The 23,344-nt window shown below is 32.7% G+C and carries 23 protein-coding genes and 1 tRNA gene; 14 read left to right on the top strand and 10 right to left on the bottom strand.

What is annotated here, in order from left to right; translation table 11 throughout:
- Positions 1-66 precede the first annotated feature (66 nt).
- Positions 67-146, bottom strand: a tRNA-Leu gene (locus QM746_RS13415).
- A gap of 65 nt (positions 147-211) precedes the next feature.
- Entirely contained in the window at positions 212-982 is a 771-nt protein-coding gene (locus QM746_RS13410; protein ID WP_414984690.1) for an MBL fold metallo-hydrolase, read from the bottom strand.
- Positions 983-1,028: 46 nt separating this feature from the next.
- On the opposite strand from QM746_RS13410, the gene QM746_RS13405 reads away from it, so the two are divergent.
- Both QM746_RS13405 and QM746_RS13400 read left to right on the top strand, forming a co-directional pair.
- The gene (locus QM746_RS13405) at positions 1,029-2,462 is read left to right on the top strand and encodes a TonB-dependent receptor (RefSeq protein ID WP_374360063.1); all 1,434 of its coding nucleotides are present in this window, start codon (positions 1,029-1,031) and stop codon (positions 2,460-2,462) included.
- 15 nt (positions 2,463-2,477) lie between these two features.
- Entirely contained in the window at positions 2,478-2,924 is a 447-nt protein-coding gene (locus tag QM746_RS13400) for a GAF domain-containing protein (protein WP_414984689.1), read from the top strand.
- A 7-nt stretch (positions 2,925-2,931) separates the two neighbouring features.
- On the opposite strand, the gene QM746_RS13395 is transcribed toward QM746_RS13400, so the two are convergent.
- Entirely contained in the window at positions 2,932-3,498 is a 567-nt protein-coding gene (locus tag QM746_RS13395) for a pyruvate decarboxylase (RefSeq protein WP_374360067.1), read from the bottom strand.
- A 175-nt stretch (positions 3,499-3,673) separates the two neighbouring features.
- Here QM746_RS13395 and rpsO point away from each other — a divergent pair, with 175 nt between their 5' ends.
- The gene (gene rpsO / locus QM746_RS13390) at positions 3,674-3,943 is read left to right on the top strand and encodes a 30S ribosomal protein S15 (protein ID WP_374360069.1); all 270 of its coding nucleotides are present in this window, start codon (positions 3,674-3,676) and stop codon (positions 3,941-3,943) included.
- A gap of 57 nt (positions 3,944-4,000) precedes the next feature.
- Here the strand turns inward: rpsO and QM746_RS13385 are convergent, their stop codons facing one another.
- Positions 4,001-4,243 carry a GlsB/YeaQ/YmgE family stress response membrane protein gene (locus QM746_RS13385; protein WP_414984688.1) on the bottom strand — a complete coding sequence of 81 codons (243 nt, stop codon included), beginning with the start codon at positions 4,241-4,243 and terminating at the stop codon, positions 4,001-4,003.
- Between the two features lie 246 nt (positions 4,244-4,489).
- On the opposite strand from QM746_RS13385, the gene QM746_RS13380 reads away from it, so the two are divergent.
- The 7 genes from QM746_RS13380 to QM746_RS13350 all read left to right on the top strand — a co-directional run bounded on the left by QM746_RS13380 (position 4,490) and on the right by QM746_RS13350 (position 13,184).
- A complete protein-coding gene (locus QM746_RS13380) occupies positions 4,490-6,658 on the top strand; it encodes a polyribonucleotide nucleotidyltransferase (protein WP_414984687.1) in 2,169 nt (722 codons plus the stop codon).
- A 282-nt stretch (positions 6,659-6,940) separates the two neighbouring features.
- The gene (locus QM746_RS13375; protein ID WP_414984686.1) at positions 6,941-8,617 is read left to right on the top strand and encodes a formate--tetrahydrofolate ligase; all 1,677 of its coding nucleotides are present in this window, start codon (positions 6,941-6,943) and stop codon (positions 8,615-8,617) included.
- A 164-nt stretch (positions 8,618-8,781) separates the two neighbouring features.
- Complete coding sequence (locus QM746_RS13370) at positions 8,782-8,919, top strand: hypothetical protein (protein ID WP_414984685.1); 138 nt, start codon at positions 8,782-8,784, stop codon at positions 8,917-8,919.
- A gap of 178 nt (positions 8,920-9,097) precedes the next feature.
- Entirely contained in the window at positions 9,098-10,147 is a 1,050-nt protein-coding gene (gene glk / locus QM746_RS13365; protein WP_414984684.1) for a glucokinase, read from the top strand.
- Positions 10,148-10,331: 184 nt separating this feature from the next.
- Positions 10,332-10,895, top strand: coding sequence for a YceI family protein (locus QM746_RS13360; protein ID WP_414984683.1), 564 nt, complete (start codon positions 10,332-10,334; stop codon positions 10,893-10,895).
- 127 nt (positions 10,896-11,022) lie between these two features.
- On the top strand, positions 11,023-11,667 hold the full coding sequence (locus tag QM746_RS13355; RefSeq protein ID WP_414984682.1) for an alpha/beta hydrolase: 645 nt from the start codon (positions 11,023-11,025) through the stop codon (positions 11,665-11,667).
- A 98-nt stretch (positions 11,668-11,765) separates the two neighbouring features.
- Positions 11,766-13,184, top strand: coding sequence for an L-serine ammonia-lyase (locus QM746_RS13350; RefSeq protein ID WP_414984681.1), 1,419 nt, complete (start codon positions 11,766-11,768; stop codon positions 13,182-13,184).
- On the opposite strand, the gene QM746_RS13345 is transcribed toward QM746_RS13350, so the two are convergent.
- The 6 genes from QM746_RS13345 to QM746_RS13320 form a co-directional block, all read right to left on the bottom strand.
- Positions 13,185-14,027, bottom strand: a complete 843-nt coding sequence (locus tag QM746_RS13345; RefSeq protein ID WP_414984680.1) for a prephenate dehydrogenase — start codon at positions 14,025-14,027, stop codon at positions 13,185-13,187.
- Positions 14,028-14,279: 252 nt separating this feature from the next.
- A complete protein-coding gene (locus tag QM746_RS13340; protein ID WP_414984679.1) occupies positions 14,280-14,648 on the bottom strand; it encodes a hypothetical protein in 369 nt (122 codons plus the stop codon).
- A 69-nt stretch (positions 14,649-14,717) separates the two neighbouring features.
- The gene (locus tag QM746_RS13335) at positions 14,718-15,908 is read right to left on the bottom strand and encodes an alanine dehydrogenase (protein ID WP_414984678.1); all 1,191 of its coding nucleotides are present in this window, start codon (positions 15,906-15,908) and stop codon (positions 14,718-14,720) included.
- Between the two features lie 93 nt (positions 15,909-16,001).
- The gene (gene tsaE, locus QM746_RS13330) at positions 16,002-16,415 is read right to left on the bottom strand and encodes a tRNA (adenosine(37)-N6)-threonylcarbamoyltransferase complex ATPase subunit type 1 TsaE (RefSeq protein ID WP_414984677.1); all 414 of its coding nucleotides are present in this window, start codon (positions 16,413-16,415) and stop codon (positions 16,002-16,004) included.
- Between the two features lie 3 nt (positions 16,416-16,418).
- Positions 16,419-16,886 (bottom strand): hypothetical protein, encoded by a 468-nt coding sequence (locus QM746_RS13325; RefSeq protein WP_414984676.1) that lies wholly within the window; start codon positions 16,884-16,886, stop codon positions 16,419-16,421.
- 163 nt (positions 16,887-17,049) lie between these two features.
- Positions 17,050-18,591 carry a PglZ domain-containing protein gene (locus tag QM746_RS13320; protein WP_414984675.1) on the bottom strand — a complete coding sequence of 514 codons (1,542 nt, stop codon included), beginning with the start codon at positions 18,589-18,591 and terminating at the stop codon, positions 17,050-17,052.
- Between the two features lie 229 nt (positions 18,592-18,820).
- Between QM746_RS13320 and QM746_RS13315 the strand changes: the two genes are divergently transcribed.
- The 4 genes from QM746_RS13315 to lpxA are packed head-to-tail and all read left to right on the top strand — an operon-like array spanning position 18,821 to position 23,319.
- Positions 18,821-20,065, top strand: a complete 1,245-nt coding sequence (locus QM746_RS13315) for an HD domain-containing protein (RefSeq protein WP_414984674.1) — start codon at positions 18,821-18,823, stop codon at positions 20,063-20,065.
- 41 nt (positions 20,066-20,106) lie between these two features.
- Positions 20,107-21,141 carry a UDP-3-O-(3-hydroxymyristoyl)glucosamine N-acyltransferase gene (lpxD, locus tag QM746_RS13310; protein ID WP_213189577.1) on the top strand — a complete coding sequence of 345 codons (1,035 nt, stop codon included), beginning with the start codon at positions 20,107-20,109 and terminating at the stop codon, positions 21,139-21,141.
- Positions 21,134-22,534 (top strand): bifunctional UDP-3-O-[3-hydroxymyristoyl] N-acetylglucosamine deacetylase/3-hydroxyacyl-ACP dehydratase, encoded by a 1,401-nt coding sequence (locus QM746_RS13305; RefSeq protein ID WP_414984673.1) that lies wholly within the window; start codon positions 21,134-21,136, stop codon positions 22,532-22,534. The genes lpxD and QM746_RS13305 overlap by 8 nt, the downstream gene beginning before the upstream one ends.
- Positions 22,531-23,319, top strand: coding sequence for an acyl-ACP--UDP-N-acetylglucosamine O-acyltransferase (gene lpxA, locus QM746_RS13300; protein WP_414984672.1), 789 nt, complete (start codon positions 22,531-22,533; stop codon positions 23,317-23,319). The genes QM746_RS13305 and lpxA overlap by 4 nt, the downstream gene beginning before the upstream one ends.
- The last annotated feature ends 25 nt before the right edge of the window (positions 23,320-23,344 follow it).

The following is a 23,344-nucleotide window of genomic DNA, read 5'->3' as shown; positions in this document are numbered from 1 at the left end:
TCGGCAAAACACAATATTATAAAAAGATAAAACGCTGAAAATTAAACAATTAACAGCGTTTTAATGTACCCGGAGTGGGAATCGAACCCACACACCTAAGTACACGAGTTTGAGTCGTGCGCGTCTACCAATTCCGCCATCCGGGCATGCGAATTTTGTGAGTGCAAATATAGAATATTTTGTTTTAAAACAAAGAAATTTTTTGAAATTTTTAAAACTCTATTTCTAAACCGTCGTAAGCAGGCTGAATATGAGCAGGTAATTCGTTTTCTATTTCTTTATGAAAACCAAATTTATTGCTAATATGGGTAAGATAAGTCATTTTAGGTTTCAATTCTTCTACAAGCTCTAGAATTTGAGGCAAAATATAATGAGCAATGTGAGGTTCTGTTTTTCTAAGGCAATTGATGACGAGAATGTCTAAATTTTTCAGTTTCTCTTTTTCTGATTTAGAAATATCACTTGCATCTGTAATGTATGCTAGGTTTTTGAATTTAAAACCTAATATTGGCAATTGATGATGAAGTACTTCAATTGGTGTAATCTCTGTATTTCCTATTTTTAATGCTGATTTACTATCAATATGGTGAATCTGAAAACTTGGCGCACCAGGATATCTTATCTCTGCGAAAGCGTAAGGAAATCTTTTTATTATTTCATTTCCCACTCTTCGTAAACAATAGATAGAAACATCTTGTTTTCTGTGGAAAATAATAGGTCTCAAGTCATCTAATCCAATTACATGGTCGTTATGTTCATGAGTAACTAATAATGCGTCTATTGTAGTTTCTTTATTGGAGAGCATTTGTTGGCGGAAATCTGGACCACAATCTATCAGAATCTTTTTGCCATCATCGTCAGTAATCATCACAGAAGATCGTAATCTTTTATCTTTTTGGTCTGTAGATAAGCATACAGGATGGGTAGAGCCTATTACTGGAATGCCTTGTGAAGTGCCAGTTCCAAGAAATTTCAACTTCATTTTTGGTTTTTGTGATATTTTGGTAAATTTACGCAAAATTATTCAGATGCCTCAATTAAAACAGTATCTCACGCCTAAGCAAAAGGCATTAGTGGTAAATTTAGACCCAAATATCTATGGAACCTTTGCGGAAATAGGTGCAGGACAAGAAACTGTGCGCCATTTCTTCAGAGCAGGTGGGGCATCAGGGACTATTGCAAAAGCAATGTCTGCGTATGACAAAGATTATAGTGATGCCATCTATGGAAAGGAAGAACATAATAGATATGTTAATCAGAACAGACTTAGGAAAATGCTTCGTTATGAAGTGAAACTTATTGAAGAAAGATTGGTAAAACCAGAAAATTCTAACAAAAAGTTTTTTTCTTTTGCCAATACCGTTACTACTATTAATTACGAAAAAACCTTCAAAGGACACGGCTGGGTTGGGATTATGTTTCAGGCAAAACCTGGTGAAGATTACAGCGAAATTATTTTGCATGTAAAATTCAACGAAAATGATGCCACTCTTCAGCAGGAAACCTTAGGAAGTTTGGGCGTAAATTTGGTGTACGGCGCATTTTATCTAAATGACAATCCTAGAGAATTAATAAAAAGTTTATACGACGAAATTTCAATTGATAAAGTTGAAATTGATATGATAGATTTTCGTGGTCCAGCTTTCGAATATGTTGATAATAGATTAATGAGTCTTCAGTTGATAAAAAACGGAATGACAGAAGCTGTTATTTTTAATTCGGAAGGAAATAATATGTTGCCAGCAGATTTGCTATACAAAAAAGATGTTTTTGCGGTAAGAGGAAGTTTCAGACCGGTTACTTTGGTAAACGTAGATATGTTTGAAAACGGCCTTGAAATGTTTTTGAAAGACACAGAAGGAAAACCCGAAGATACTGTAATTTTATTCGAAATTACCATTTCTAATCTCAAAGCTTCTGGCGATATAGACGAGAGAGACTTTTTGGATAGAGTAGATGTCTTGGCAAAATTGGGTTATACAGTTATGATTTCTAATTTCTCCGAATATTATAAATTAGTAGAATATTTTACAACGTACAGAGTAAGATATATTGGAGTAGCAATGGGCGTTAATAATTTATTGATGGTTTTTGATGAAGATTACTACAAACATCTTTCGGGAGGTATTTTGGAGGCATTTGGCAAATTCTTTAGAAAAGATATGCGGGTTTATCTTTATCCTTACAAAGACCCTCAAACTCACGAATTGCTTACTTCTGAGAATTTAAGAATGAGCGAAAATTTGAAAGAATTATTCAAATATTTTAAATTGAATAGAAGAATTGTAGATATTAAAAACTACAATCCAGACCATGCCGAAATTTATTCCAGAGAAATTCTTACAAAAATTGCCAATCATGAAAAGGGTTGGGAAAGCCAGCTTCCAGAAAGTGTTTCGAAAATGATTAAAGAAAGAGGAATGTTTGGTTACAAAGAAGGAATTGAATTTGAAGAATATTAGAAACAATATAAATTTATGGAAATTAAGAAAAGACTTTCGTCTATTTTAGAAAGTCCAAGTAATCATATTGATGAAAAATTATTGAAAATCTGTCAGTTATTAGACCAAGAGTATTCTTACTTTAATTGGACGGGTTTTTATTTTCGCAATGGTGATAAAGAAGAGTTGGTGTTAGGTCCTTATGTAGGTGCTGCTACAGACCATACGGTAATTCCTTTTGGTAAAGGAATTTGTGGGCAGGTTGCGGTTTCTAACGAAACTTTTGTAGTACCAGACGTTTGGGAACAAGATAATTATTTGGCTTGTTCGTTAGATACAAAAGCAGAAATTGTAGTTCCTATTATTAAAGATGGTAAAAATATTGGGCAAATAGATATAGATTCTCATACACACAATCCTTTTACGGCAGAAGATAGAAAAATGCTAGAATGGCTTTGCGAAGAAATTGCAAAAATAATGTAACAAAATACTATTGAGCAGCAATCTTATTTCTGCTCTTTAGTTCTGTAATTAGATTTTTTATAACATTGCTTGTTCCAATGTTTACAGAGTTTTCGGCGCTTCCAAGTAGTCTTCCTTTTCCTCTGTAGGTGTCAAAAGAATTTTCCATTACCAGTTCTCCGTCGCTATTGTAAAGTTTCATGCTAATGATAACTTGGTTAGAAAAAACATATTTACCAATTCCTACTTTAAAATATTTTACTTTTGGGATTATGGCAGCTTCGGCATCATTATTTTTGCAGTAATCTTTTATACTTTGTATATCTACAGTGTCGTATGAAACGGGTGTATCTACACGAAGAACTCTATAATCGCCGTAGTTTTTTAATTCGTTGGTTACTGTATTGAAGAAAGCTTTGTTGGTAGGTTCTATTATACCGTCGTAATTTGGAAACACTTCTGGACTGAAGTAAACAATTTTATGAACTTTTTTAGCTTTTATCTTGCCTTCGCCATTAGATGAAGTACTTCCCCAGCTTTTACAACTGAGTAAAATAAGACCTGCGGCAATAGCCAAGAAAACTGTTTTTTTCATTTCATTTGCTCGGTACAAAGTTACTGAGTTTTTTAAGATGCTGGTTATATAATTTAAGAAAATTTTAACAATATTTTCTATTGAAGAAGATTAATGTTTTCAATATAGTTTGTGTTTCAAAAAAATGTTGTACTTTTGCACCTCGTTACATAATAATCATTTAAATAATATTGGAATGTACTTAACATCAGAAAAAAAATCAGAAATCTTCGCAAAACACGGTAAAAGTGCGCAAGATACAGGTAGTGCAGAAGGTCAAATTGCATTATTTACTTTCAGAATCAATCACCTTTCAGGTCATTTAAAAAGCAATCATAAAGATTATGCTACAGAAAAATCTCTTGTAAAGTTGGTAGGTAAAAGAAAAAGATTGTTAGATTATCTTAAGAAAACAGAAATTTCTCGTTACAGAGCAATTATTGCAGAACTTGGAATTAGAAAATAATCGAATACAAGAAAATTACAAAAAAAGCAACTCAATTTTGAGTTGCTTTTTTTATTTTTAAGCTTTTCCCCGAGTAAAAAGATTAATTATGGCGAGTAAAATAATAGAACCTACTGCGCTTGTAAGTATTTGACCAATTACCGAAGTTCCAAATGTAGCTCCTAATAACCAGTAGCCAATAGCTCCGCCTATTATTCCTACAATAATGTTTCCTATCAAACCAAGGCTGCCACCTTTAAAAATTTCTGCACCTAGCCATCCTGCTACGGCGCCAATAATAAGTGTCCATAAAATTCCCATAATACTTTGTTTTAATGTTTATAAGTCAAAGATATAAAGGCTTTTTTACATACATTGTAAAACCTATTAATGTTGTAATTTTTTCTCGATATTCTGAAAATCATCATGTTTTTATTTCTTAAAATGTGAAATAATTACACTACATTTGCACGAATTAATAAACGGAGTATTAACAATTTAATCTGCCTAAAGAAGATACGCAGATTACTGAAAGAAAGGTTCTTTCAGATTTAATTTTTTTATTTTATGAGTAAACCTCAAGCAATTACAGAAACCATTATTCTAAAAGATGGTAGAGAAATTACACTAGAAACCGGTAAATTAGCAAAACAAGCAAACGGTTCTGTAGTAGTAAAATGTGGCGGAACGATGCTTCTTGCAACAGTTGTCGCTAATAAAGACGCCAATCCTGGTGTAGATTTTCTTCCTTTAACAGTAGATTACAGAGAAAAATATTATGCAGGTGGTAAAATCCCTGGAAATTTCTTTCGTAGAGAAACAAAACCTTCTGATGATGAAGTTTTAACGATGAGATTGGTAGATAGAGTTCTTCGTCCGCTTTTCCCAGAAGATTTCCACGCAGAAGTTCAGGTGATGATTTCACTTATTTCTTATGATAAAGAAGTAATGCCAGAAGCTTTGGCAGGTCTTGCCGCTTCAGCAGCTATTGCAATTACAGATATTCCTTTCAACGGACCAATGTCTGAAGTAAGAGTAGTAAGAATAGATGGCGAACTTTCTATTAACCCAAGTATCGAAAATCTTAAAAAAGCAGATTTAGATATTATGGTAGGTGCTACCAAAGATTCTATCGTAATGGTAGAAGGAGAAATGAAAGAAATTTCTGAAACAGAAATGTTAGATGCTATTAAATTCGCTCACGAAGAAATTAAAGTTCAGATTGAGGCTCAAGAAAGATTAGCTGCTAAAATTCCTGCATCTCAAACTAAAAGAGAATACTGCCACGAAACACACAACGAAGAAATTCGCGAAAAAGTTTGGGCAGAATGTTATGATAAAGTATATAACGTAGCAAAAGTACCTTCTGGAAAAGAAGAAAGACACGAAAAATTTGCTGCAGTTTTAGAAGAATTCTTAGCTCAATATTCTGAAGAAGAAAGAGCAGAAGTAGAGCCATTTGCTAAAATTTACTACCACGATGTAGAAAAAGAAGCAATGCGTCAGATGATTCTTAACGAAAAAATAAGATTAGACGGTAGAGATCCTCAAACCATTAGACCAATTTGGAGCGAGATAGATTATTTGCCAGGAGCTCACGGTTCTGCAATCTTTACAAGAGGTGAAACGCAATCGCTTACAGCAGTTACTCTTGGTTCTGTAAAAGATGCCAATATGGTAGATTCTGTTGCGATTAATTACGACGAAAAATTCTTCTTACATTATAATTTTCCACCATTCTCAACGGGTGAAGCAAGACCTCTAAGAGGAACTTCTAGAAGAGAAGTTGGTCACGGTAACTTAGCTCAAAGAGCTTTAGCAGGAATGATTCCTACTGAGAATCCTTACACTATTAGAGTAGTTTCAGATATTTTAGAATCTAACGGTTCTTCTTCTATGGCTACTGTTTGTGCAGGTACTCTAGCATTAATGGATGCTGGTGTGCAAATTAAAAAACCAGTTTCTGGTATCGCAATGGGATTAATTACCGACCCTAAATCTGGTAAATTTACCGTTCTTTCTGATATTTTAGGAGACGAAGACCACTTAGGTGATATGGACTTCAAAGTAACAGGTTCTGCAGACGGAATTACTGCTTGTCAAATGGATATTAAAATCCAAGGTTTGACAATGGATATTATGGAAACTGCTCTTAACCAAGCTAAAGAAGGAAGACTTCACATTTTAGGAGAAATTCTTAAAACAATTGATAAACCAAGAGCTGATGTGAAACCTCACGCTCCGAAAATGGAAATTTTAGAAATTTCTAAAGATTTCATCGGTGCAGTAATAGGACCTGGCGGTAAAATTATTCAACAACTTCAAAAAGATACTGATACTGTAATCTCAATTGAAGAAATGGGAGAAATTGGTAGAATTGAAATCTCTGGAACTGACCGCGATAAAATAAACGCTGCTATTGCTAGAATTAACGAAATTACTTTTGTGCCTGTAGTAGGAGAAGTTTACAAAGGTAAAGTAGTGAAAGTAATGGAATTTGGGGCTTTTGTAGCATTAGCAAAAGGAACCGAAGGTTTATTACACATCTCAGAAATCGCTTGGGAAAGAACAGCAAAAGTTCCTTACCAAGAAGGCGACGAAGTAGAAGTGAAATTTATGGGTTATGACGACCGTAAGAAAATGAGACTTTCTAGAAAAGTTCTTTTACCAAGACCACCAAGACCAGAACAAAAGCCAAAAACTGAAGGCGAAGCTCCAAAACCAGAAGGAGAATAACCTACAGAAGAAGTATAAAAATAGAAACTCCACTCAATTTTGAGTGGAGTTTTTTTATTGATTCTATTATTTGTTAAATGAATTTTAAATTTATCAGTATGCATTGATTTTTAGGGTGAAAATTTAGAACGAATTTCATATTGCTTTTTGTTTATTTTTAATGTTAAAATTCATTTATATGAAAAAAATCCACTATTTGCTTTTGTTGATAAATTTCAAGTTGAAAATTTTCACTATTTGTCTAAATACTTGTACTTTTGAGAAGAAATAAATACAGAATTTATGAGTTTTCCTACAGATTTAGAAATTGCACAATCTGCATCCATAAAACACATTAGAGATATTGCCGATAAAATAAGTATAGACCGAGAAGATTTAGAATATTACGGGAAGTACAAAGCCAAAATTCCTCTTAAATATATTGATGAAGAAAAAATTAAAAATTCTAAATTAATTTTGGTTTCAGCCATTAATCCAACTCCTGCAGGAGAAGGAAAAACCACGGTTTCTGTTGGTTTGAGCGATGGTTTGAATAAAATTGGTAAAAAAACAATTGCTGTTTTGAGAGAACCTAGTTTAGGGCCAGTTTTTGGTATAAAAGGTGGTGCTGCAGGTGGAGGATATGCACAAGTAATTCCCATGGTAGATATTAATTTGCATTTTACGGGAGATTTTTCTGCGGTGGAAAAAGCCAATAATTTACTTTCTGCACTCATTGATAATAATCTTCAAGATAAAAAAAGAACTTTAAATATAGACCCAAGAACCATCGTTTGGAAACGAGTAATGGACATGAACGATAGAAGTCTTCGCCAGATTGTAATAGGTTTGGGTGGTTCTAATAACGGAATTACCAGAGAAGAAGGTTTCAATATTACACCAGCGTCTGAAGTGATGGCAATTCTTTGTCTTTCTAAAGATTTCGAAGATTTAAAAAATAGATTGGGAAATATTTTCGTAGGTTATACTTTTGATAAAAAACCAATTTATGCCAGAGATTTGAATGCAGAAGGTGCTATGGCAATTTTATTGAAAGATGCTATTCGCCCGAATTTAGTTCAAACTTTAGAAGGAAATCCTGCAATTCTTCACGGTGGTCCTTTTGCCAATATTGCACAGGGAACTAACACCATAATTGCTACCAAAATGGGACTTTCTTTGGCTGATTATGTAGTGACGGAAGCTGGTTTTGGGGCAGATTTGGGCGCTGAAAAATTTCTTCATATAAAAGGACATTATTCAGGTCTTAAACCGTCGGCTTATGTTTTGGTTGCCACAGTTAGAGCTTTGCGCTATCATGGTGGTGCTAAGAAAGGAGAATATGAAAATCCTAATTTACAAGCTGTAGAAAAAGGAATTGAAAATCTTAAAAAACACATTGAAAATAGTTTTAAATTTGGTTTAAAACCTATCGTTGCGATTAATCATTTTGCTACAGATTCGGATGAGGAAATTAATTTTGTAAAATCTGAATGCGAAAAATTAGGAGTGAAAGCAATTCTTGCAGATGAATTTACCAAAGGTGGAGAAGGAATGATTGAATTGGCGGAAGAAGTAGTGCATTGTGCTGCAAATTGTGGCAACGATTTCAAGCCATTATACAATGTGGAAGACACCGTGGAAAATAAAATTGAAACAATTGCCAAAGAAGTTTACGGAGCAGATGCGGTGGTTTTTTCTCAAAAAGCACTCAATCAATTGAAGTCTATTTATAGTTTAGGTTTGGATAAATTGCCAATTTGTATGGCAAAAACTCAAAAATCATTAAGTGACGACGAAAAGAAAATAGGCAGACCAAAAGGTTTCAAAGTTACAGTTCGAGAGTTTGAATTTGCAGCTGGCGCAGGTTTTATTATCCCGATTTTAGGAGATATGATGAGGATGCCTGGTTTGCCAAGTGTGCCTGCCGCAGAAGGAATGGATATAGATAAATTTGGAAAAATAACAGGACTTAGTTAAGTTATTTTGTTAAGTAAATATCTAAACCGATTGATTTTCAGTCGGTTTTTTTTATTATGATTATGTAAATTATTTCTGAAATTTTATAAATAAGATTTACTATATTTTGAACAATTTTGTAAATATAAGAAGTGAGTTATTTTTTAATTGAAAATATAACAAAGATGAAAAAAGGAATTTTAAATAAGATTTTATCAGCAGCGATAGCGTACGCAACACCTTTGGTGATAGATTATTTTGCAAAGAAATTTTTCAGTAAAAAACAGAAACTTGAAGCTAATGAACCTTTAGCTCAAAAATAAACGATTCTATTTTTAGGATTAACAAAATCAGTTTTCTCAATTATTTAATTTTTTTAGCTCTCGAAAGAATTTTTTAAATTTTCGAGAATTTTTTTGCATTTTTGATATATCTCATATCATCAAATTGGGATAAAAAGGTATGATTTCATACTTTTGAAGTCCAAATTATATGAGTAAAATGAACACACAAATTAATTTCCCATTGTTTTTACCAGGAAGAAAAAGTGATAAAAACAATAAAATTTCCATTTTAGCAGCAGATATTGGTGGAACAAAAACTAATGTAGGATGGTTTGAATCTGAAGATGGTATGTTGGTGCTAAAAGAAGAGGCTACCTATTCTTCTAAAACGCATCAGTCTTTTTCTCACATTATTCAAAAATTTATTAGAGAATATAATTTAGAAAAACCAAATAGAATTTCTATTGGTGTGGCAGGTCCTGTCTTGAATGGTAAGTGTATCACAACTAATTTGCCTTGGTCTTTGGATACCAATCAAATAAAAAATGAAACGCTGGTAGAAAAAGTTTGTTTAATAAACGATTTAGAATCTACAGCTTATGGCTTGGCAGAAATTAATGAAGGCTATCTAGCAACCATCCACGAAGGCAATCCTGCAATTGGTGGTAATGTGGCTATTTTGGCGCCAGGTACAGGTTTAGGAGAAGCTGGTCTTTTTTGGGACGGACAATCTCTAAGACCTTTTGCTACAGAAGGTGGACACTCTGAATTTTCGCCAAGAAATAATCTAGAAGTTGAATTTTACCAATATTTACAACAAATTTATGGCATTGTAAGTTGGGAAACCGTAATCTCTGGTCCCGGGTTATTTAATATTTATAGATTTTTAAGAGATATTAAAAAACACGAAGAACCAGCTTGGCTCACTCAGCAATTCGAACATGATGACCCTTCTGCTGTAATTAGTCATACCGCAATGCGAGAATTGAATATGACTTGCGTAATGGCAATGGAAATGTTTGTAGAATTTATTGCAAGAGAAGCAACCAGTTTGGTGCTTAAATTAAAAGCAACCGGAGGTTTACTTTTAGGAGGAGGCATACCACCGAAAATTTATAATTTCCTTAATAAATCTAAATTTTATCAGAATTTTATTGTAAGTGATAAAATGGAACATCTTCTTAAAGAAATTCCTATTCACTTAATTTTAAATAGCAAAACTGCTCTTCTGGGAGCTGCCTATTATGGCGCTTTTTCAGAAGACTAAGTCTTTTCATAATTTTTAAGTTTTTATACGTAGCTTCGCTTAGATATTTCTGGGCGAAGCTTCATTTATAGATAGCATAAAACAAGCGTATTTAAATTTCTTAACATACATCAATGAAATATGTATCTTAATAAGACTACTTTTGTCCCATCAAAAAAAATTAACTCTTAAAAATTAAAAAAAAATGACTAAAAACTTAGCTTTATTATTCGTGTTAGTAGTAGGTTTAGCATTCGGGCAAACCAAAAAAGTAGCAACTTCAGACGTTCACTGGTGGGGTTATAAATTGGCAAAAACTGAAGCTTCTTCTCACGATGGAACTTTAAATGTAAAATCTGGTGCTGTTGTTCTTAAAGGAAATCAAGTAGTTGGTGGTACTTTTGTTTTAGATATGACTTCCATTAGCTCTACAGATTTACAAGGTGAATATCAACAAAAATTAAACGGTCACCTTAAAAATGGCGATTTCTTCGAAGTTGATAAATTCCCAACTGCAACTTTCAAAATTACTTCTGTTAAAAAAGCAGCTAATGGTAAAAGTGTAGTTTCTGGTACACTTACTGCTAAAGGAAAAACTAATGCAGTTTCTTTCCCTGCTAAAATTACTGTTAACAAAGGTGCTGTAAACTTTGTTTCTGACAAATTTACAATCGACAGACAAAAATGGGACATTGCTTACAAATCTACTATGCAAGATGTAGTAGTAAAAGACGATATTGATTTGGTTGTTAAATTTACAACAAAATAATTGATTCATATTTTTTGCAACAAAATCCCGAAGATGTTTTCTTCGGGATTTTTTATTATTCACCTTTCACTTTTACCATTGTATTTTTGCATTTCCTTCGTATCTTAGCCGTAATAAAGCAAAACGGATGAAATTATACGTTATTAGCGGACTTGGAGCAGATAAAACAGTTTTTGAAAATATTGTTTTTCCAGAAAAATTTTCAGAAATTATCTTTATAGATTGGCTCATTCCAGAAGCAGATGAAACTTTTGAAGATTTTGTAAAAAGAATGGCAAAACCAGTTGATGAGAAAGAAAAATTTTGCCTCTTAGGATATTCTTTTGGCGGAATTATGGTACAAGAAATCAACAAATTAAAACCAGCCGAAAAAGTAGTAATTCTCGGAAGTATAAAATCTCAAAAAGAGATGTCTGTTACTTTTCATCTTGCCAAAAAATCTAAAATTTTCAGTAAAATTCCAGAAAGTTATTTTGGCGAAAAAACTTTAAAATCTTACGCTTTTTTCAGAAAATTATTCGATCCCAAAAATCCAAAATTTTGGAAATATTTTGTAGTGCAAAATCCACATTATCTAAAATGGAGTATTAATAAAATTTTAGATTGGAAATTCGAAGAAAATCCAGATGTAGTGCAGATCTTAGCAGATAAAGACATTGTGTTTCCGCCCAAAAATTCGAAGCCAGATTTTGTGATAAAAGGCGGAACTCATCTTTTTCCTGTTACCAAACACAAAGAAGTTTCTAAAATACTGAATGAAGTTTTTTCTTAATATTTAAAAAATTATATTTGAACAAAATTTAATTAAGAATAAATAATGTTTTAACATAATCTTTAATCTCAAATTTCAAACCTCAAATCGTCAATTAAATGGAGTCTATCTCAGTCTTTGAAATTATAAAAGTAGGAATTGGTCCTTCGTCTTCTCACACCATGGGACCTTGGAATGCAGCGGAAATGTTTTTAGAAGAAATAAAAAAGTTTCAAAGTTTGCAGAATGTGAAAGAAATTTATGTGGAATTTTTTGGCTCTTTGGCAAAAACTGGAGTAGGACACGGAACGGATATTGCCGCAATGCTTGCGCTTTCTGGTGAAAAATTTAAAGAAATTGACACCAATACAATTGATGATAAAATAGCTCTTATTAAAGATTTTAACCAAATTAATTTAGGAAAAGAGAAAAAAATACCTTTCGTTTACGGCGAAAATTTGGTGCTGAATATGGAGAAATCTCTAGATTTTCATCCAAACGGAATGATTTTTAAAGTTATTTTTGAAAATGATGAAGTTTTAGAAAGAGATTATTATTCTGTTGGTGGAGGTTTTGTGGCAACCAAAGAAGATAATTCAATTAAAGAAAATTGTATCAGAACGCTTTATCCTTGTCATAAAGGTGAAGATGTAATAAAATATTGCGAAAAATTAGACATCAAAAGGTTTTCAGATTTAATTTATATCAACGAAGAAGCTTGGCGAACCAAAGAAGAAACCCGAGCCGAAGCACTTTATATTTGGCAACAAATTAAAGAATGTATTTATAAAGGAATTTCTAAAGAAGGAATTTTACCTGGCGGATTAAATGTGAGCCGAAGAGCTGCTAATTTTAACAAAAAATTACTCGGAGAAATGGTTTTTACCGATGCCGAACATTGGTTTGAAACTGTAAAAAATTCTAAAATAGATTTTACAAAAGTTACCCGTTGGATTTCTTGTTTTGCCTTGGCTGTAAACGAAGAAAATGCAAGTTTTGGGAGAATAATTACAGCGCCAACTAACGGCGCAAGTGGTGTAATTCCTGCGGTTTTGATGTATGCTCAGGCTTTTACAGAATTTAATTCGGAAGAAGATATTATCAGATTTATTTTGGTAGCTGGAGAAATTGGTACACTTTTTAAGAAAAATGCTACTATTTCTGCTGCAATGGGCGGTTGCCAAGCCGAAATTGGCGTTTCTTCTGCAATGGCAGCAGCGGCACTTACAGAAATTTCTGGCGGAACCCCAGCTCAGGTTTTGATGGCGGCAGAAATTGCGATGGAACATCATCTTGGTCTTACTTGCGACCCAATTGGTGGTTTGGTGCAAATTCCTTGTATCGAAAGAAATTCTATGGGAGCTATGAAAGCCATTACTGCAGCGCAAATTGCGTTAGAAAGCAATCCTTCTAAAGCGAGAGTTTCTTTAGATCAAGTTATTAAATCGATGTGGGAAACGGCTCTCGACATGAACAACAAATACAAAGAAACTTCTGAAGGAGGTTTAGCTGTTGCCGTGAATGTAGCGGAGTGTTAATTATTTCAAAATTCCACGTATTTTATTGGCATTTCTTATAAGTTCTTCCAGAAGTTCGTAGTTTTCTTTTTCCAGAGCAGATTTGAATTTTCTTAATTGTGTAATGTGTTCATTTAGAACGTCTAACACGTTTTTTTTGTTTTGTTTGAAAATAGGAACCCACATTTCGGGATGAGATTTTGCCAAACGAACGGTGCTAGAGAACCCAGAACTCGCCAATTGAAAAATGGTATCTTCTTCTCTTTCTTTTTCTAAAACCGTATTTGCCAAAGCATAAGAAGTAATGTGCGAAATATGCGAAATATATGCGGTGTGTATGTCGTGAGCTTCAGAACGCATGAAAATAATGTTCATTTGAAGCGTTTTTGCAATGTTTTCAACCAATTCAAAAGCATCTTCGGCAGAATCTTCTCTATCGCAAATTACGGCAGCTCGCCCCGAAAAACTTTCTTTTTGCGCAGATTTTGGTCCACTGTTTTCGGTTCCCCACATAGGGTGAAAAGCCACATATCTATTTCTTTTTGGGTGATTTTTAATGGCTTCTACAATTCCAGATTTTGTAGAACCTACATCCATTACGGTTTGTTGGTCTGTAACTAAATCTAAAACTTTGGGTAAAATTTTTGCGGTAGCATCTACAGGGATGGCAACAATAATGAGGTCTGCACTTTTTATTCCTTCTTCAAAAGTTTCTGCACGGTCTATAATTCCTAAATCTAATGCTTCCTGAAGGTGATTTTCAGATTTATCAATGCCAATAAATTCATTAGCAAAATTATTTTCTCTAAGTCTTAGTGCTAATGAACCACCTATTAAACCAACTCCTATTACTGCTACTTTCATTTGTTAATAGTTAAATTATTTGTTTTCTCTTTTTTTTATTTCGTTTGAAAAATTTATTAAATTGATAAAATTTGGAACCATAGAAGCAATGGCAACTGCTATGAAAACTGAGATTGGCTTCTCGGCGGTATGCATGTAAAATAAAATACAAACCCAAAGTAAGCACAAACCGATAAGAAATCCGATACTGAATTTTCTTAGTTTTTTTAATTGTTCAATTGAAAGTTCTGATGGTTTTTTGCCAAACATATTTTATAATTTTTTCAAAGTTAAAAATTTAGCTTCATTTTTACATTTCTCGAATGTAATTTCATATTTAGAATTTTTTTCCGGAGAAACCAATAGATATTGCGGGCAAGGTTCTTGCTGAGCTTTGCTTCTATCGAAATTTATTTCTCCTTTTTGTAAAATGCTGTCTTTTAAGAAGTTTTCGTTTATTTTTAAATTTTGCATTTGGGTTTTAAATTCTTCCGAATAGGTAAATTCTTTAGAAAGCGTTTCTGCTATTACCCTAGAATTCGGGAGGTAACCGCTGCAACTTGCTCCTTTTTTATTCAGAATAAAAAATACAATTAATAAACCGGGCAATAATCCTATTAGATAAAATTTTAGTTTTCTCATTATTTTAAAAAAACCTTGTTAAAGAAAGTTACTCTAACAAGGTTGAATTTATATTTTTAAATATTTTTTTTAAAAAATCAACAAATTAATGTCGTGGTAAGTTAAATCAAACTTGTCGCAAATTACTTTTTTGGTGTGTCTTCCTTTGTACATATAAAGAGACTGTTTCATTTCGTTTCTTTTTAATAATACATTTTCAAAACCACCTTCTTCGTCATAATTGAGAAGATAACTTAAGAAAAAATTAGAAATAGCTTTTGTAGTTGTTCTAGGCATTCTAGATGTCATGTTTGGCAAACCGCAATGCAGAATATCATGTTTTATAATTACAGGATCTTCGTGAGTTGTAATTTCTGTGGTTTCTATACATTTTCCGTAATCAATAGTTAAATCTATAATTACGCTGCCTTTTTTCATCAATTTTACCATTTCTTCGGTTACAATTGGAGGCACATTTAATCTTGGTAATGCTCCAATTACAACATCTGCTCTTCTTAGGCTTTTTCTTAATTCTTTTGGGTCTATAATAGATGTAGGAACTCTGCTGTCTATAATGGTGTGTAATCTTCTAAGTTTAGACAGAGAATTGTCAAAAACTTTTACACTTGCACCAAGTCCTATGGCTGCTTTAGTAGCAATTTCTCCTACAATGCCAGCTCCTAAAATTACCACTTCTGTAGGTCTTACACCGGTAATTCCGCCAAGCATTAATCCGTTTGATTTAGACAAAAGTTCAGATGCGTAAAGAATGGAAGTAGCGCCTGCAATTTCTCCAATTAATCTAATAAGAGACAATTGGTGATATTCGTCCATTATAAATTCAAAAGCGATGGCGTTTACTTTTTTTTCGGCTAATTTTTTGAAATATTCTTTATCTCTAAGATTGATTTGAAGTGCAGAAACCAAATAAGCATTTGGTTTTAAGTAATCCATTTCTTCGTCTGTTGGTGGATTAATTTTTAGAACTAAATCCTGTCCGTACACTTCTTTTGCATCTGAAGAAATCTGAGCTCCGGCTTCAGAAAATTGTAAATCCGAAAAATAAGAAGGTATTCCTGCGCCAGATTCTATAATAATATCATGACCTTGTTCTACCAAAACTTGCACGGCATCTGGAGTAATGCAGATGCGTTTTTCGTTAAGACAAGTTTCCTTAGGAATCCCAATACTGAATTTTTTACCTTTTTTCAGTACTTCTAATTTCTCTTCCTTCGGCATCAATTGTTCCCCAGTAAATGGAGTAAATATCGTAGAACTCATTTTAGTCTATTTTGAAACGACAAAGATACTAAAAATTAGGGATTTAAAACTCAAAATTTATCAACACAGAAATGAGATTAATCAACCATTCAATTATTCGAAAACTACTTCTCTGTAATCTCCTTTATTGGTGATTTTCATTTCGTGGTGTGGCAAGTCTGCCAATTCTTCTTCATAGATTTCTGGCCATTCTATAATGCACAGAAAAGCATTGTCTAGATATTCTTCAATACCAAAATCATAAGCTTCTTCTATTTTTTTGAGACGATAAAGGTCAAAGTGAAATACTTTTCCTTTTGGCGAGTTGTATTCGTTTACAATGGCATAAGTAGGAGACGAAACTTCGTCTGTGCTGCCTAGATTTTTCATTAAAAACTGTGAAAATGTAGTTTTGCCAGCGCCAAGATTTCCTTTTAACAAAAGGATATTGTATTGTAAGTTGGGCAAAATTTCATCAACAATTTTTTGCCAATCTTCTATTTTTTCTATTTGGAATGTTTGAGACATATTTTAATTTTTAATAAACACTATTTCTTTTGATTTACAAGAAATGATATTTCCAGAAAAATATTTCGAAATTTCTTCACAATTAAATTCGATTTTATAATTAGATATATTTCCCTCAATTTTTTTAGGTTTTTCAGATGGAAGCATATCACTTTCAAGATTAGTTACTATTATTTTATCATCAAGAATTTCAAAGTCTCCTTTGTGAAAAAATTTAAAATCTTTTTTACTTTGTTTGGAATTTGACAAATTTAAATTAAATGTTTCTTTAGAAGTAGGGGCTATTCCTGTATAAGATTCAAGCTGATAAAAAATTATTTTTTTACTATTTTTATTAATTTCTATGGCATAAAATAAATCATTATTTGCAGCATTATAAATGCCGTTTTTAATATTTGAATTCTGTGAGCAAGAAGAAAGATTAAAAATTATTATGATAAATAATACAGAAAAATTAAAAAAAAATTTCATTTTTATTAGATTTTGAGTTCCAAAATTATGAAAAAAAATATGAATTAAACACCCCGTCAAAATCTTTGATTTTGACACCCCTCTAAAAGAGGGGAATAAAAAAGCGGAAAAAATCTCGAGATTTTTTCCGCTTATCGCCTAAGTATAATAAACTATGAAAAAACTACTTAGGTTCTAATATACTTATCGGGATTATCACTTCTTCTAGCGAAATTCCGCCGTGTTGATACGTGTCTTTATAATAATTTACAAAATGATTGTAATTTTTTGGATACGCCAAAAAGATGTTGTTTTTAGCAAAAATATATTTGCTGCTGAGGTTGCCTTTTGGTAAAAATAATTTTTCAGGATTGGTAACAGCCCAAACGTCTTTTTCGTCGTAAGTAAGAGATTTACCAGTTTTATAACGAATGTTGGTGCTGGTTTCTCTGTCGCCAACTACCTGCGAAGGTTTTTTAACGTAAACCATTCCGTGGTCTGTGGTAATGGCGAGTTTAAAACCGTTTTCGGCAGCTAATTTTATAATTTTAATTAAAGAAGAGTTCTCGAACCAATTGTAAGTGAGGCTTCTAAAAGTTTTGTCGTCTCTAATTAATTGATCCACAATGTGATTGTCTGTTTTTGCATGAGAAAGAATATCGATAAAATTATAAACAATTACCAATAAATCGTTGTTTTTGTGTTGATTGAAATCGTCTAAAATTTTTCTCTCGAAGTCTGCATTTAGCACTTTTAGATATTTCATAGACTTGCTTTGCAAACCAATTCTTTTCATTTGGTCTTCCAAAAAATCGCGTTCAAATTCATTTTTGTTCCCTTCTTCGTTATCATTAAACCATTTGTCTGGGAAACGTTTTTCAATCTCCGAAGGCATTAATCCTGCAAAAAACGAATTTCTGGCATATTGCGTTGCTGTAGGTAAAATACTGAAATAATAATCTTCTGAAACTTTATTGTAAAATTTAGAAAAAATAGGTTCTACCACTTTCCATTGGTCATATCTCAAATTGTCAACCATCAGGAGCAAAACTTTGTCTTTTTCTAAAACGGGTTTTACTTTTTCTTTGAAAGCGGTGTGAGACATTATTGGTTTTTCGGGAGAATTGAGCCAATTTTCGTAGTTTTTTTCGATGAATTTAGAAAATTGTATGTTGGCTTCTTCTTTTTGAGATTGTAATAAATCTGCAAATTCATTATCAAAAACCTTATCGAATTTTATTTCCCAATTAAGGATTTTCTTGTAATATTCTGCCCATTCTTGGTAAGAATTTAGATAACTCAGTTCCATAGAAAGATTTCTAAACTCTTGCTGATATTCTAATTTGGTTTTTTGTTCTACCAAATCGTCTTCTTGAAGATTTTTCTTTAACGAAAGCAAAATTTGATTCGGATTTACAGGTTTTAGAATGTAATCTGAAATTTGAGAACCAATTGCTTGTTCCATAATATGTTCTTCTTCGTTTTTGGTTACCATCACGATTTTAATAGAAGAATCTAAATTTTTGAGCATAGGAATCGCTTCCAAACCTGAAATTCCTGGCATATTTTCGTCTAGCAAAGCCAATTGAAATTTTTCTGTTTCAATGATTTCTAAAGCTTCGTTTACGTTGTTTACAGGAGTTACGGCGTAGCCTTTATTTTCAAGAAAAACGATGTGTGGTTTTAGTAAATCTACTTCATCATCTATCCAAATTATTTTCGACATAAATTATTTTTTAGGTTGAGGATATTTTAAGTTTAAGGTTGAGTTTAAGTTTTAGAACTTTAATTTCAACTTCCAACTTTTAACTTTTAACTTTAAAATTGTATTTCCAAAATTACGCCAAATGTGTCTTAAATAATGTATAAAATAATTTAAAATTGGTTAAAAATTAGTTAAACTAAATTTCATTAGTTTTGTAGAATCATTTATCAATCATCATTTTTTAATTATAATGAGCATCAACAAGCTGAAAATTATCAACGATCCGGTACACGGTTTTATAAAAATTCCCCACGAAATTCTTTTTGATGTTGTAGAGCATCGTTTTTTTCAGAGATTGCGCAGAATTTCGCAAACTGGTTTGTTGAGTTTGGTTTTCCCGGGAGCTACGCACACAAGATTTCATCACGCATTAGGAGCAATGCATCTTATGTTTACAGCTTTAGAAACGTTGAAACTGAAAGGCGTTAAAATCTCTAAGGAAGAAGAAAAATCTGCAATGTTGGCAATTTTGCTTCACGATGTTGGGCATGGTCCTTTTTCTCACGCTTTAGAAAATCTTTTGATGGAAGATTGGCATCACGAGAAAATTTCAATTCTATTAATGAACAAAATTAATGAAGAATTTGATGGTGAATTGTCAATGGCTTTGGAGATGTTTCAAGGGAAATATCATAGGAAGTTTTTTAATCAGTTGATTTCGTCTCAGTTAGATGTTGATAGATTAGATTATTTAAAGAGAGATAGCTTTTTTACAGGCGTTTCGGAAGGTAGCGTTAATACACAAAGAATAATCTCGATGATGAATGTTTGCGAAGACGAATTGGTGATAGACGAAAAAGGAGTGTATTCTATCGAAAATTTCCTTACGGCGAGAATGTTTATGTATTGGCAAGTGTATTATCACAAAACTTCTGCTTTGGCAGAACATCTTTTGGTTAAAATCTTGAACAGAGCCAAACAATTAATCTCGGAAGGCAAAAATATTGAAGCTTACGGAAATTTAAAATATTTTCTATACAAAACAAATTTTGAAAAGGCGACAGACGAAGTAATCAATAGATTTACTCAATTAGACGATACAGATATGCTTTCGGCGATAAAAATGTGGCAAAATGCAGACGATTTTGTGCTGAGTTATTTTTGTAAAGCGGTAGCGCAAAGGAAATTCCCAAAAACGGTGTTTTCTTCTCATCCATTTGAGCAAGATTTAATTAATGAAAAAATAAAAAAAGTAAATCATTTTTTCGAAATTGATAACGGAGAATTGCTTGTAGAACAAATTAGCAGAACATTGCTTCCTTATGATACAGAGAAACAACCAATTTTTCTGTTGAATAAATCTGGAGAAAAAATAAAATTAGAAGACGCGGAAACGCAGATTCTTTCTGCGCATATCAACCAGCCAACTACCAAAAATATTTTGTATTTTCCAAGAGAAATTTCAAATGGAGCGTTCGATGTCAAAAAATATTAAATTTTGTTAACTATTTCAATAAATTCTTATCTTTGCAGGATATGGAATTTACTGCAGCTCAAATTGCAAGTTTTATCAATGGTAAGATCATTGGAGACGAAAGTGCTTCTATAAGCGGCGTTTCGCCAATAGAAAACGCACAAGAAGGACAGCTTTCTTTTGTCTCTCAGGAAAAATTTGCAGATTATATATTTTCTTCAGAAGCATCTGTAATTATTGTTTCTGAAAAATTTGTGAAAGAAGGAGATTATAAATCTACCTTAATTTTGGTGGAAGATGCTTACCTTTCTTTTCAAGTGTTGATGAATCTTTATCAACAAATGAGAGAAGAAAAAAAATCTGGTATTGAGCAATTTTCTACCGTTTCGGAAAGTGCCATTTTGGGCGAAGATGTATATATAGGAGCGCACACATATATTTCTGATAAAGTAAAAATTGGAAATTCTACACAAATTTATCCTCAAGTTTATATTGGTAAAAATGTAAAAATAGGTGAAAACTGTATTATATATAGTGGTGCTAGAATTTATGATTATTGTATAGTAGGAGATAATTGTATTGTACATTCTAATACCGTAATTGGGAGTGATGGTTTTGGTTTTCAACCTACCGAAAATGGGTATCAAAAAATTCCTCAATTAGGAAATGTAGTATTAGAAAATAATGTAGAAATAGGTTCTAATTGTAGTATAGACAGAGGTACAATAGGCTCTACTGTAATAGGAGAAGGTACTAAAATAGATAATTTAATCCAAATTGCTCATAATGTTAGAATTGGGAAAAACAATGTAATAGCGGCTCAGGCTGGTATTGCAGGTTCTACCATTATTGGAGATTGGAATCAAATAGGAGGTCAAACAGGAATTGTAGGACACATAAAAATAGGTAATCAGGTGAGGATTCAGGCGCAAAGTGGAGTGAATTCTAATGTTGAAGATAAAGAAACTTTGTATGGTTCGCCTGCAATATCAGCGGGAGATTATCGTAGAAATTATGTTCATTTCCGCAATTTGACTGAGATTGTAAAAAGAATTTCAGAATTAGAAAAAAAATCAAAAGAGAGTAGTAATGACTGATAAGCAAAAAACTCTTGGAGGTGAAATTACACTTTCAGGGATAGGTCTTCATACAGGCAGAGAGGTTCATCTAACGATGAAACCCGCAAAAGAAAATACAGGTTTTGTATTTGTAAGAACAGATTTAGAAGGCAAACCTCAGGTAGAAGCAGATGTAAATTATGTAACCACTACAGAACGTGGCACCACTTTAGAAAAACTTGGTGTTAAAATTCATACCTGCGAACATCTATTAGCTGCTTTGGTAGGAATGGATGTAGATAATGCAATCTTAGAATTAGATAGCGCAGAACCGCCTATTATGGATGGTTCTTCTAAATATTTTGTAGAAGCCATAGAAAAAGTAGGTGTAGAAGAGCAAGAGCAGCCAAGAGAATACCTTGTGATAAAAGAAGTTTTGAATTATCAAGACCCTCACACAGGTTCGGAAATTACCATTATTCCTTCAGAAAATTACGAAATTACAACTATGGTAGATTTTGGGACTAAGGTTTTAGGAACTCAAAATGCTTCTCTTAAAAATATTTCAGATTTTAAAGAAGAAATTTCTTCCGCTAGAACTTTTAGTTTCCTTCACGAGCTAGAAATGCTTTTAGATAACGGCTTAATAAAAGGGGGGGATATTTCTAACGCCATTGTTTATGTAGATAAAGAATTAACTCCAGATACTGCCGAAAAATTGAAAAAAGCTTTTGGCAAAGACGAAGTAACGATGAGACCAAACGGAATTTTAGATAATCTTACTCTAAATTATCCTAATGAAGCAGCTCGTCATAAATTATTAGATGTAATAGGAGATTTAGCATTAACAGGTGTTAAAATTAAAGGGAAAGTTATTGCTACTAAACCCGGACATTTTGTAAACACTCAATTTGCTAAAAAATTAAACAGACAGTGGAAATTGTATAAAAAGAAAAACGTTCCAGATTTTGATTTGAAAGCAGAGCCAGTTTATGATATTAATGGTATTATGAAACTGCTTCCGCACAGACCACCATTTTTATTGATTGATAAGATTTTAGAAATATCAGATTCTCATGTGGTAGGTCTTAAAAATATTACAATGAACGAACCGTTCTTTGTAGGTCATTTTCCGAAAGAACCAGTAATGCCTGGTGTTTTACAAATAGAAGCAATGGCACAAGCTGGAGGGATTTTAGTGTTGGCTAACGTTCCAGACCCTGAAAATTATTCTACTTATTTTGTGAAAATGGATAAAGTAAAATTCAAGAAAAAAGTAATTCCTGGTGATACTTTAATCTTTAAAATAGAATTAATAGAACCAATAAGAAGAGGCATTGTTCATATGCAAGGTTACGGCTATGTAGGAGATAGTGTAGTAGTAGAAGCAGAATTGATGGCTCAAGTTGCTAAAACAAAAACAGAAGTATGATTCATCAATTAGCCGCTGTAGACAGACGTGCCAAAATTGGCAAAGACGTTACCATAGAACCATTCACTACCATTGCAGGAGATGTAGAAATAGGAGACGGAACATGGATAGGACCAAATGTTACCATTATGGATGGTGCTAGAATTGGTAAAAATTGTAGAGTTTTTCCGGGAACTGTAATTTCGGCTATTCCTCAAGATTTAAAATTTGACGGAGAAGATACAAAAACTATTATAGGTGATAATACTACGCTTAGAGAATGTGTAACCATTAACAGAGGAACAAAAGCCTTAGGTTTTACTAAAGTGGGAAATAACTGCTTAATTATGGCTACATCGCATATTGCACATGATTGTATAGTAGGTAATAATGTTATTATTGCAAATGGATGTGGGATAGCTGGGCATGTGGAAATAGATGATTTTACTGTGATGGGAGGTTTATCTGCCGTTCAGCAATTCGGGAAAATAGGAAAACATACCATGATTTCTGGCGGGTCATTAATCCGAAAAGATATTCCTCCTTATGTTAAAGTAGGAAGAGAACCGATATCTTATGCAGGGATTAATTCCGTAGGGCTAAGAAGGAGAGGTTTTAGTAATGAAAGAATTTTTGAAATTCAAAAAGTTTATAGAGCTATATTTCAAATGAAGATGAATGTTTCTCAGGCACTTACTTATATAGAAAAAGAATTGCCTGCAACTGAAGACAGAGACGAAATTGTAGAATTTATAAAAAATTCTCCAAGAGGAATTGTAAAAGGTTATGGCTCTGGAAAAGAGTAATCGTTAAACGATTTCAAACTCTTAC

The organism is Cloacibacterium sp. (assembly GCF_047601505.1).
Taxonomy (GTDB): Bacteria; Bacteroidota; Bacteroidia; order Flavobacteriales; family Weeksellaceae; genus Cloacibacterium.
The sequence above is the reverse complement of the archived record's forward strand: the minus strand, read 5'-3'. Positions and strand labels throughout refer to the sequence as shown.

Bases quoted from the DNA above. Each gene is read 5' to 3' on its own strand.
- lpxD (WP_213189577.1), top strand. From the start codon at position 20,107: ATGGAATTTACTGCAGCTCAAATTGCAAGTTTTATCAATGGTAAGATC.
- QM746_RS13405 (WP_374360063.1), top strand. From the start codon at position 1,029: ATGCCTCAATTAAAACAGTATCTCACGCCTAAGCAAAAGGCATTAGTG.
- QM746_RS13400 (WP_414984689.1), top strand. From the start codon at position 2,478: ATGGAAATTAAGAAAAGACTTTCGTCTATTTTAGAAAGTCCAAGTAAT.
- QM746_RS13305 (WP_414984673.1), top strand. From the start codon at position 21,134: ATGACTGATAAGCAAAAAACTCTTGGAGGTGAAATTACACTTTCAGGG.
- tsaE (WP_414984677.1), bottom strand. From the start codon at position 16,415: ATGTCTCAAACATTCCAAATAGAAAAAATAGAAGATTGGCAAAAAATT.
- QM746_RS13345 (WP_414984680.1), bottom strand. From the start codon at position 14,027: ATGAAAGTAGCAGTAATAGGAGTTGGTTTAATAGGTGGTTCATTAGCA.
- QM746_RS13355 (WP_414984682.1), top strand. From the start codon at position 11,023: ATGAAATTATACGTTATTAGCGGACTTGGAGCAGATAAAACAGTTTTT.
- QM746_RS13335 (WP_414984678.1), bottom strand. From the start codon at position 15,908: ATGAGTTCTACGATATTTACTCCATTTACTGGGGAACAATTGATGCCG.
- QM746_RS13380 (WP_414984687.1), top strand. From the start codon at position 4,490: ATGAGTAAACCTCAAGCAATTACAGAAACCATTATTCTAAAAGATGGT.
- rpsO (WP_374360069.1), top strand. From the start codon at position 3,674: ATGTACTTAACATCAGAAAAAAAATCAGAAATCTTCGCAAAACACGGT.
- QM746_RS13320 (WP_414984675.1), bottom strand. From the start codon at position 18,591: ATGTCGAAAATAATTTGGATAGATGATGAAGTAGATTTACTAAAACCA.
- lpxA (WP_414984672.1), top strand. From the start codon at position 22,531: ATGATTCATCAATTAGCCGCTGTAGACAGACGTGCCAAAATTGGCAAA.
- QM746_RS13350 (WP_414984681.1), top strand. From the start codon at position 11,766: ATGGAGTCTATCTCAGTCTTTGAAATTATAAAAGTAGGAATTGGTCCT.
- QM746_RS13385 (WP_414984688.1), bottom strand. From the start codon at position 4,243: ATGGGAATTTTATGGACACTTATTATTGGCGCCGTAGCAGGATGGCTA.
- QM746_RS13325 (WP_414984676.1), bottom strand. From the start codon at position 16,886: ATGAAATTTTTTTTTAATTTTTCTGTATTATTTATCATAATAATTTTT.
- QM746_RS13360 (WP_414984683.1), top strand. From the start codon at position 10,332: ATGACTAAAAACTTAGCTTTATTATTCGTGTTAGTAGTAGGTTTAGCA.
- QM746_RS13410 (WP_414984690.1), bottom strand. From the start codon at position 982: ATGAAGTTGAAATTTCTTGGAACTGGCACTTCACAAGGCATTCCAGTA.
- QM746_RS13370 (WP_414984685.1), top strand. From the start codon at position 8,782: ATGAAAAAAGGAATTTTAAATAAGATTTTATCAGCAGCGATAGCGTAC.
- glk (WP_414984684.1), top strand. From the start codon at position 9,098: ATGAACACACAAATTAATTTCCCATTGTTTTTACCAGGAAGAAAAAGT.
- QM746_RS13315 (WP_414984674.1), top strand. From the start codon at position 18,821: ATGAGCATCAACAAGCTGAAAATTATCAACGATCCGGTACACGGTTTT.
- QM746_RS13375 (WP_414984686.1), top strand. From the start codon at position 6,941: ATGAGTTTTCCTACAGATTTAGAAATTGCACAATCTGCATCCATAAAA.
- QM746_RS13395 (WP_374360067.1), bottom strand. From the start codon at position 3,498: ATGAAAAAAACAGTTTTCTTGGCTATTGCCGCAGGTCTTATTTTACTC.
- QM746_RS13340 (WP_414984679.1), bottom strand. From the start codon at position 14,648: ATGAGAAAACTAAAATTTTATCTAATAGGATTATTGCCCGGTTTATTA.